9 protein-coding genes are annotated in these 9,261 nt (G+C 66.1%); 2 read left to right on the top strand and 7 right to left on the bottom strand.

Annotated elements, in window-relative coordinates:
- Positions 1-148: 148 nt before the first annotated feature.
- Complete coding sequence (gene fur / locus ACLFRM_RS08060) at positions 149-565, bottom strand: ferric iron uptake transcriptional regulator (RefSeq protein WP_410755225.1); 417 nt, start codon at positions 563-565, stop codon at positions 149-151.
- A gap of 356 nt (positions 566-921) precedes the next feature.
- Here fur and ACLFRM_RS08065 point away from each other — a divergent pair, with 356 nt between their 5' ends.
- The gene (locus tag ACLFRM_RS08065) at positions 922-1,434 is read left to right on the top strand and encodes an outer membrane protein assembly factor BamE (RefSeq protein WP_410755226.1); all 513 of its coding nucleotides are present in this window, start codon (positions 922-924) and stop codon (positions 1,432-1,434) included.
- A 75-nt stretch (positions 1,435-1,509) separates the two neighbouring features.
- Here the strand turns inward: ACLFRM_RS08065 and ACLFRM_RS08070 are convergent, their stop codons facing one another.
- From ACLFRM_RS08070 to ACLFRM_RS08080, 3 genes are all read right to left on the bottom strand, one after another.
- Entirely contained in the window at positions 1,510-1,893 is a 384-nt protein-coding gene (locus ACLFRM_RS08070) for an RnfH family protein (RefSeq protein WP_410755227.1), read from the bottom strand.
- Entirely contained in the window at positions 1,890-2,345 is a 456-nt protein-coding gene (locus ACLFRM_RS08075) for a type II toxin-antitoxin system RatA family toxin (RefSeq protein ID WP_410755228.1), read from the bottom strand. The genes ACLFRM_RS08070 and ACLFRM_RS08075 overlap by 4 nt, the downstream gene beginning before the upstream one ends.
- Before the next feature lie 153 nt (positions 2,346-2,498).
- On the bottom strand, positions 2,499-3,860 hold the full coding sequence (locus tag ACLFRM_RS08080) for a sodium-dependent transporter (protein ID WP_410755229.1): 1,362 nt from the start codon (positions 3,858-3,860) through the stop codon (positions 2,499-2,501).
- 163 nt (positions 3,861-4,023) lie between these two features.
- On the opposite strand from ACLFRM_RS08080, the gene smpB reads away from it, so the two are divergent.
- The gene (gene smpB, locus ACLFRM_RS08085) at positions 4,024-4,506 is read left to right on the top strand and encodes an SsrA-binding protein SmpB (RefSeq protein ID WP_410755230.1); all 483 of its coding nucleotides are present in this window, start codon (positions 4,024-4,026) and stop codon (positions 4,504-4,506) included.
- Between the two features lie 37 nt (positions 4,507-4,543).
- On the opposite strand, the gene hda is transcribed toward smpB, so the two are convergent.
- From hda to ACLFRM_RS08100, 3 genes are all read right to left on the bottom strand, one after another.
- Entirely contained in the window at positions 4,544-5,239 is a 696-nt protein-coding gene (gene hda, locus ACLFRM_RS08090; protein WP_410755231.1) for a DnaA regulatory inactivator Hda, read from the bottom strand.
- A gap of 5 nt (positions 5,240-5,244) precedes the next feature.
- On the bottom strand, positions 5,245-6,321 hold the full coding sequence (locus ACLFRM_RS08095) for an AI-2E family transporter (RefSeq protein WP_410755232.1): 1,077 nt from the start codon (positions 6,319-6,321) through the stop codon (positions 5,245-5,247).
- Positions 6,322-6,381: 60 nt separating this feature from the next.
- The coding region (locus ACLFRM_RS08100; RefSeq protein WP_410755233.1) for an insulinase family protein at positions 6,382-9,261 on the bottom strand (2,880 nt) is incomplete at its 5' end.

The following is a 9,261-nucleotide window of genomic DNA, read 5'->3' on the forward strand; positions in this document are numbered from 1 at the left end:
GCATGCTCGGCGGGCGGGCGGTCACCGACCAGACCCGGGCACATGCCCGCGAGCTGCTTGACAGCTCGGCATGACAGGCACAGCGCCGGAAACGCAAGACGCCCGCCAGGGAACCCCCGGCGGGCGTCTTGCGTCGGGGCATCGCCCCCTATCTCTTGCCGGTCGCCTTGCGACTGATGCCGTAGATCACCAGCGAGTAGTCGGTGAGGTCGAAGTCGAACTCGTCGGCGATCTTGGCGATACGCTCCTGGATGATCGGGTCGTGGAACTCCTCCACCTGCCCGGTCTTCACGCAGACCAGGTGATCGTGATCGCCCTTGGAGATCAGCTCGAACACGGCCTTGCCGCCCTCGAACTGGTGACGTTTGAGGATGTCGGCGGTCTCGAACTGGGTCAGCACGCGGTAGACCGTCGCCAACCCGATCTCCTCGCCGCGGGCCAGCAGTTCCTTGTAGACGTCCTCGGCACTCATGTGCCAGTCAGGGTTGGACTCGATGATCTCGAGGATCTTCACCCGCGGGAGAGTGACCTTCAGGCCGGCCTTCTTGAGTTCACTGGAATCCAAAACTTCTGCCCTCGATTACGTGTGCCTGCGGGATTGTAACCGAAGATACCACCCGGACCGGAGCCCCACGCGCAGAATCGACGCGCAATCTCCGAGAGAGCTGCGTTTCCCCGCCAGCCAAACCCGCGAGAACCGGAACGCACGCGGGCCTGACGCGCCCCATGTCGCGCCGAACGTCCACGCGACCACCCTTCCAAAAACGAGGCCAGCCCGTCGAAGTCGGACCCACACCTTCGCCTTGCCCAGCTCAGGGCATACCGGGCGATGGTCGATCCGTGCAGAGCGTCCCCAGACGGCGTATGATTGGGCGCAACCGAATGCCCATCCAGACCATCAGGAACAGGTTTTCCAGGATCATGCAGCGCCCACTTCTCACGCTTCCGCTCGTCGCCACCCTGCTCGCCGGCTGCTCGTCGGTCTACGTCCCCAGCTTCATCCAGGTCTATGAGCCGGATATCCAGCAGGGCAACATCTACGAGGAAGAGCAGGTCGAGCGTCTGCGCAAAGGGATGCCGCAGTCCCAGGTACGTTCGATCCTCGGCACCCCGAGTCTCAACGACATCTTCCACCAGGGTCAGCGCGATACCTACATATACTACGACAAGCGCAGCAAGGAAGAGGCCTTCCGCCACACCCTGGTGATCGAATACGACACCACCGGACGCGTCGACTCGATCAGCCGGGACGGCATGGACCTGTCCAAGGCCCCATCGATGAACAGCGCCGAGCTGCCCGACGGGGTCTCACCGAGCACCGCGCCGACAGGCGGCGCCCCTGGCCCGACCGGCGGGGACAACCCCAACGACCAGGGGATACCGGACGACGGCCAGCCGCTGCCGCAAACCCCGCCGCCCCAGGGCTCGCCCTGATGGCGGGCGTCGGGGCAGATCGCGGCACCCGCCTACCGGGGCACTGACGGTAACGGAAACCAACCGGTGAGAGACCTACTCCGCCGGTTTTTTCGTGTCCGCGGGCTCAGGGTCCGACTTGACCGGTTCGGTCGATGGCGCCTTGCGGGCGGGTGGATTGCCTTCCCTTTTGGAACCCTCCTTCCGGGCGCTGTCCTTCTGGGCGCGCTGCCGACGCGCGGCCTTGGGATCGGCGATCAGGGGACGGTATATCTCGACCCGGTCCCACTCTCGCAACGGCTGCGAGAGCGGCGCGACCTTGGCGAACACGCCTACTTTCTGCGTCGAGGGGTCGATTTCCGGGAAGCGCTCGAGGATACCGCTGTGGCGAATCGCCTCCTCAACGGTCGCCCCCTCGGGGACATCCACCTCGAGGATAACCTGCACGTCCGGGCGGGCGTAAGCCACCTCGACCTTCACGCGCCCTCGCTCCCGTCACGCGGATAAACCTCGAACGCGCGTTTTCGAAACGCACCGACCAGGTTCTTGACGATCTCGCGGAACACCGGCCCGATCGCCCGCTCGAGCAGGCGGTTGGAAAACTCGAACCGCATGTCGAGCGTGACCCGCGATCCCCCTTCGGGCAGGTCCTCGAAGCCCCAGAAGCCATCGAGGTGACGGAACGGCCCGTCGACCAGGGTCACCACGATGCGCGAGCCGGGCTCGTTGCGATTGCGCGTGACGAAGGTCTTGCGGATCGCCCCCTTCCTCAGCGTGATGCTCGCCTCGACCTCGTCCCCGGCGGCCTGCAGGATGCGGGTCTGCTCGCACCAGGGAAGGAACTCGGGATAGGCGTCGATGTCGTTTACCAGCGCGTACATCTGCAGCGCGGAAAACGGCACATCGACCTGTCGCTCGATAGTGGTACTCATGCCGGGAAGTATGCGCCCTTTCGGTTCATGCCCTGCCGCCGACGATGGCGACCGGCGGTCGATCGGAGAGCGGAGTCTAGCAGAGCGCGACGCAGTGAAGACCTTTCCTGAGGAACCTCTGCACGAATCGAAATCGATTCGTGCAGAGGTTCCCTAACCGAACAGCCCCAGTCCGTTGAGAAACACCAGCGCCACGCCCAGCGGGGCGACGACGGCCGCCAGCCACCACCACAACCGATAGCGCCAGCCGGAGAGCCCCAGCTCCTCGGCCGAGTCGGCCCGTGGCATGCGCCAGGCGGCGAAGAGCGCGATCAGCATGCCGCCGGCCGGCAAGAGGATGTTGGCGGTGGTGAATTCCAGCAGCCCGAAGGCGGTCTTGCCGAACAGGGTAACCTCGTCGAGGAGGTTGAACGACAGGGCCGCGAGCACCCCAAGCGACCAGGTCGCGACACCCACCGCGATCGCCGAGTGCAGCCGGCGGATGCCGAAGCGTTCCCAGAGATACGATACCGCCGGCTCGACCAGCGAGATCGCCGAGGTCCAGGCGGCGATCGACACCAGCACGAACAGTACGATGGCAAGCCCGTAGCCCCACTCCATCTGCCCGAGAGCCAGCGGCAGGGTCTGGAAGATCAATCCGGCGCCCTGCTCGGGGCTCATGCCGTTGGAGAACACGATCGGGAAGATCACCATCCCGGCCAGCAGCGCAATGCCGGTATCCAGCACGATGATCCATATGCCGGCCCGCACGATCGACGTGTTCCGGGGCATGTACGAGCCGTAGACCATGATCGCACCCATGCCCAGGCTCAGGGTGAAGAAGGCGTGCCCCAGGGCGACCAGGAAGGTCTCGGTGGTCACCTGCGAGAAATCCGGCGCGAACATGAATGCCATCGCCGGGGCGAAGCCCGAGGTACCGATGTTGTAGCCCATCAGCAGCACCAGGATCACGATCAGCAGCGGCATCATGATGCGCGTGGCCAGTTCCAGTCCCCCGCGCACTCCCCGCGCGACGACCGCGACGGTCATCACCATGGCGACCGTGTGCCAGAACAGCAGAGTGCCGGGGTTGCCGACCAACCCGTCGAACAGCCCCTCGATCGTCTCCGAGGAGGCGCCGACGAACGCCCCGGTGGCCGCCTTCTCGACGTAGGACAGCGCCCACCCCATCACCACCGAGTAGAAGCTGAGGATGAGAAAACCGGTCAGCACGCCCATCCAGCCGATCACCTGCCAGCCGCGGCTCACCCCGGCCCGGTCGGCAAGCTTGCCCATGCCCGTGATCGGATTGGAACGCGCCCGCCGGCCCAGCATTACCTCGCTGATCAGGATCGGCGTGGCGACGATCAGCAGGCAGGCGAGGTAGATCATCACGAACGCCCCGCCGCCGTTCTCGCCCATGATGTAGGGAAACTTCCAGATATTGCCCAGACCGACGGCCGAGCCCGCCGAGGCCAGGATGAAGGCCAGCCGGCCACTCCATTCGGGGTGGTTCTCGAGATGCTGTGCGGACACCGGGCTTCCCCCTCGGTTCAGTCGAATCAGGCGCCTCTCCCGGGAGGCCGACGGATGGCCTGAAAGCTACCACCAAGACGCTGCTGCGGCCAAGCGGCGACATGCCCCGGGTTGCACGACCACAACCCGCGGGAAGGCCGGGTGATCCTGTTAGAATGCGCGCATGAGCAAGAACAACAACAAGCCCACCAGTGGTCAGTCCACCATCGCGCTGAACAAGAAGGCCAAGCATGACTTCTTTCTCGGCGAGCGCATCGAGGCCGGGCTGGTACTCGAGGGCTGGGAGGTCAAGGCCCTGCGCGCCGGCAAGGCCCAGATCGCCGATGCACACGTGATCATCAAGGACGGAGAGGCGTGGCTGCTGGGCGCGGTGATCACGCCGCTCCTGCAGGCCTCCAGTCACGTCAAGCCCGATCCCACCCGCACGCGCAAGCTGCTGCTGCACGAGCACGAGCTGGCACGGCTGATCGGACAGGTGGAGCGCAAGGGCTTCACCATCGTGCCCACGGCACTCTATTTCAAACGCGGCATGGTCAAGCTCGAGATCGCGCTGGGCGAGGGCAAGAAGGCCCACGACAAGCGCGCAACCATCAAGGAACGGGACTGGCAGCGAGACAAGCAGCGCATCGTCCGCCACACGATGTAATCCGACAATCGGCCGGGAGAAGTGGCCCGGTCGAGTCTCAACCCGCCTCGACCAGCACCTCGCGCACGAAGGGGATGGTCAGTCGCCGCTTGGCGATCATCGATTCGCGGTCCAGCCTGTCGAGGGCGTCGAGCAGGGTGCCGACATCACGCGGCAGGTGGGCCAGCATCCACTGCGCCGTGCCATGCGGCATCTCCAGCCCCCGCGCCTGCGCCCGGGCGCGCAGCAATTCGATCTTCTCGCCGTCGCCCGGCAGATGGACGGCCATTACCGCCCCCCAGGTCAGCCGCGAAGCGAGGTCCGCCAACTGTACCGGCAGCTCGGTGGGCGGGCGCGAGGCCGTCAGCAGCAGCGGCACGCCGGCCTCGCGCGCCCGGTTGATCAGGTCGAACAGCATGAACTCGCCTTGCGCCTGGCCGGTAACCGCATCGACGTCGTCGACCACCGCCAGCGCGAAGGCATCGATCTGTTCGCTGGCCGCCGCCAGTTGCCCGCCCAGCTGGCGTAGCGGCCAGTAGGCCGCCGGCCGGCCCATCGAACCGGCGTGATAACAGGCCGCCTGGGCCAGGTGCGACTTGCCCGTCCCGGAGGGGCCGTGGATCAGCACCTGCTCCTCGCCGCCCCCCGTGGCCTGCTTGGCCAGGGTGGCCTTGAGCAACAGGTTCTCGTTACCGATGAACCCTTCGAAACTCGTCGGGGTGACGAGATCCAGCGCCAGCGGGATCTGCTGCATCCGCGTCAGCCCCCAGTGGCGTCGTCATCCGGCGGCAGCGCCCGCTGGTCGCCTCCACGGTAATAACGGCTTTGCCGATAGGAGTACAGCGCGTGCTTGCCCAGCACGATCAGCACCGCCGAGACCGGCAGCGCAAGCAGGATGCCGAAAAAGCCGAACAGCTGGCCACCGGCCATTACCGCAAAGATCACCGCCACCGGGTGCATCCCGATCTCGTTGCCGACGAAACGGGGCTGCCAGGCGATGGTCTCGAGCACCTGCCCGACACCGAACACCAGCACCACCAGCAAAAGCGGCCAGAGACTGTCGGCCTGGATGTACATCGCGACGAGGGCCAGTGAAACGCCGACGATAGTCCCCAGGTACGGCACGAAGCTCACCAGCCCGGCGAACAGGCCGATCGCGATCCCCGTATTGAGCCCGATCAGGGTCAGACCGACGGCGTAGGTCACCCCATTGGCTATCATCACCGCCAGTTGACCACGAAGAAAATTGCCCAGCATGCGGTCGGACTCGCGGGCCAGCTCGACGATGGCGTCGGCCCGATGGCGGGGCAGCATCCGCTCGATGCGCTCGGTCACCAGCGGCCAGTCGCGCAGCAGATAGAAGGCGATAACCGGGATCAGGAGCAGGTTCATCACCGCGACGAACACGGCCGTGCCGGTGGTGGAGACGTTCGACAACCCGTCGGCGAGCATCTTGCCGATGGTCTCGCCGTGCTTGACCAACAGGTCACGCAGCTGCCCGACGTGCAGCTCCACGCCGACGGTCTGGTTGACCCAGGGGATCACCCGCTGCTGGACGATGTCGAGCAATTGCGGGAAGACCCGCACCAGCCGGGCGGTCTGCTCGATCAGTACCGGGATCAGCGCGATCAGGCCGACCAGCAACAGCAACGCCCCGACCAGGAAGATCAGCGACGTTCCCCATGTCCGCGAGATGCCCCGGCGGTCCAGGCGCGTGACCACCGGATTGAACAGGTAGGCAATGATGAACCCGACCACGAAGGGGCTCAGGATCGGCAGCAGAAAATAGGAAACCAGCAGCAGGCCGGCCAGGCCGATCCCGATCATCCAGCGCATTGCCGTCCCTCCCCTGGGTGTTCCGTCATTCATCCCGTGCAATCCTAACTGGTGGCCGAGTCAGATGCGCTCGATCCGCAGGTCCAGCGTCCGGAGATCCGCCTCGCGAGACGGACCGGCGAGCACGCCCACCGAGGCCGCCTCGGGCTTGAGGTAGGTCTCGGCCACCCGCTTCAAGTCGTCCTGGGTGACATCGAGCACCCGGGCGCGCATTTCGCGCAAATCGTCCGGCGTGCGGCCGTGGATCGAGTCCATGAAGGCCTTCTTCGCCTCGCCGGCCGGCGAGCCCGGCTTGTCGATCGAGGCGATCACACCAAAGATGGCCTCGTCGACGGCGCGGTCCTCGTGGGTATTGTCGACCACCCAGTCGACCGCGCGGTCGAAGTCCTCGAGCGTCTCGCCCAGCCGCGGGTCGCGGTAGGAGAAGAAGCGGAAACTGCCGGACTCGGCATCGTAGCCGGCCCCACCGCCGTAGGCCCCACCCTTCTCGCGAATCGCCGTGTGCAGAAAACCGTTGCGCATGAAGCCGCCCAGTACCGCCAGCGCGGCGGCATCCGGATGCTTCGGCGGCACGCAGGCGTGTGCCTTGGCGCAGTAGTTGACCGCGAGGTTACCGATCCAGCCCTCGCGCACCTGCGCCTCGTGGCGGGCCAGCGCGAACGGCCTGTCCGTCCGTCCCTGGTGCATGTGCGGGCGCAGTGCCTGGGCCATCTCGGCGAAGTGACGCTGCTCGGTGACCACGTTGTAGTGGCGCAGCCCGCCCTTGAGCTTTTCGTGCAGACGCGCCAGACGTTCGGCAAGATCGTGGCGCGCCGATGCCTGCTCCAGGCCGTCGTCCATGGACTTGATGCGGCGCACCGCCGACACCCCGGCGGTGTCATGGCGCAGGGCGGCCCGCGCGGACATGCCGCTCGAGGCCAGCAACATGGCATGGACATGGCCCCGCCCCGACACACCCTGCTCCGAACCGAAGCGCATCTGGCTGACGAGATCCCGGATGCGATCGATCTCGTCGAAGCGCGCGGCGTCCAGGTGCTGGTGGAACAGATCCACCATGGCATCGGCGTGGCGCACCAGCGACTTGCCCGACAACAGCCAGAAGCCGCTGGTCCGGTGGACGTCGTCGATGCCCGCACGCACCGACGCCCCCGAGGAGAAGCCACCGGTCTTCGCCGCGACGGCCTCGGCCATCTGCAGGTAGTCCCGGTCACCGGCACCCAACTCGGTCAGAAGCCCGGTGTAGACCGGCATCAGCTCGAGCTCGTTGCGGGAGAGCTCCGGCAGGTCGATCGCCAGTTGCAGGTAGGCCAGCCCGTTGGTGCTGCGGTTGTACCAACGCTGACTCGATGGCTGGTGGACGAACTGTTCAGGCTGCGGGATATCGATGTCCGCCGGGATGTCCTCGCGGGTGACCGTCGGCAGGATGGAGATGTCGCCCTCCTCGGCCTGCCGATCGGCCAGGGCCCTGGCCTGCTCGACGATGCGCCGCTCGTCCGCGTCTGTCAGCGTCTCCTGCATGGCGGCGAGCCGCGCCTTCTCTGCCGCCAGCTGGCGCGCGGAGAGCTCGGTGTCCGGCTTGAGGACCAGCCGCACGCGGTGCGGGTTGTCCAAGAGCAGCCGGCGTACGAGGTTGGGGATGAACTGCGGGTCGGCGGCGCGGGCACGCAGCCGCTCGAGCGCCGGCTCGAGGTCGAGCAGGTTGATCGGGTCGCTGTCGTGGATCGCCGCCGGCAGGGCCTGGACGATCAGGTGCAGGCCGTAGGGGAAGCCATCGCCGGTCACCTCGCGCTGCTCGAGCTCGAGCTGATGGAGCACCGATTCGACCGTCTCGGGGTCGACGCCCTCGTCGGCCACCTCGGTGAGCGTGTCTAGGATCAGCTTCTCCACGTCCTCGGCGCGGTCGGCCTCGCTGCCCTCGAGCCCGGCGACGAACACCATCTGGCGCTGCGAATCCTCCAGGCCGAGGACCGGCGATGGCGAGGCACCGAGATCGGTGGTCTCCAGCGCCTTCAACAACGGCGAGGCGCTGGTGTCCAGCAGGACACCCTCGAGCAGCTGCGCCTCGAGGCGTGCATCGAGGTCGGCACTCTCGTCGAGCATCCAGCCGACGTTGACATGGGTCTTCTCGGCGGTGTCGTCATCGTCGAGCGGGTAGACGTCCTCGACCTGCTTCGGCCCGGCAAAGATCGGCTGCAGCGGCACAGCCGAGTCCGGGTCAATCTGCTCGAAGCGTGCCAGGGCCTTGTCCTCGAACTCGCGCTGCAGGCGCTCGACCGGCTGGTTGCCGAAGGTCATGAACACCGCGTTGGACGGATGATAGAAGCGCTTGTAGAACGCCACCATCTGCTCGTAGGTGAGATCCGGGATCTTCTCCGGATCGCCGCCGGAGTTGTGGTGATAGGTGGTGTCCGGGAACAGCTCGCGCGAGAGCGCCTGCCAGAGCACCGAGGTCGGGTCGCTCATCGCGCCCTTCATCTCGTTGAACACCACGCCCTTGAACACCAATGGCGTCGACGGGTCGTCCCACTGCTCGAACTCGACCCGGTGGCCCTCCTGGCGGAAATCGAGCTCGTCGATGCGCGAGAAGAAGGTCGCGTCGAGGTAGACGTCGAGCAGGTTGTAGAAGTCCTTCTCGTTGCAGGAGGCGAACGGATAGGCCGTCCAGTCGCTCGAGGTGAAGGCATTCATGAAGGTGTTCAGCGACCGGCGGATCATCATGAAGAACGGGTCGCGGACGGGGTAGCGCTCGGAACCGCACAGCACCGTGTGTTCGAGGATGTGCGCCACGCCGGTGGAATCCTCCGGCACGGTGCGCAGGCCGACGAGAAAGACGTTCTGGTCGTCGTCGGTGGCCAGGTGGTAATGCCGGGCACCGGTCGCGTCGTGGCGGTACTCGTCGACGGTCAGGTTGAGCGCCTCGATGGGTACCGAGCGCAGCAG

This window comes from Guyparkeria sp. (assembly GCF_046540515.1).
Lineage (GTDB): Bacteria > Pseudomonadota > Gammaproteobacteria > Halothiobacillales > Halothiobacillaceae > Guyparkeria.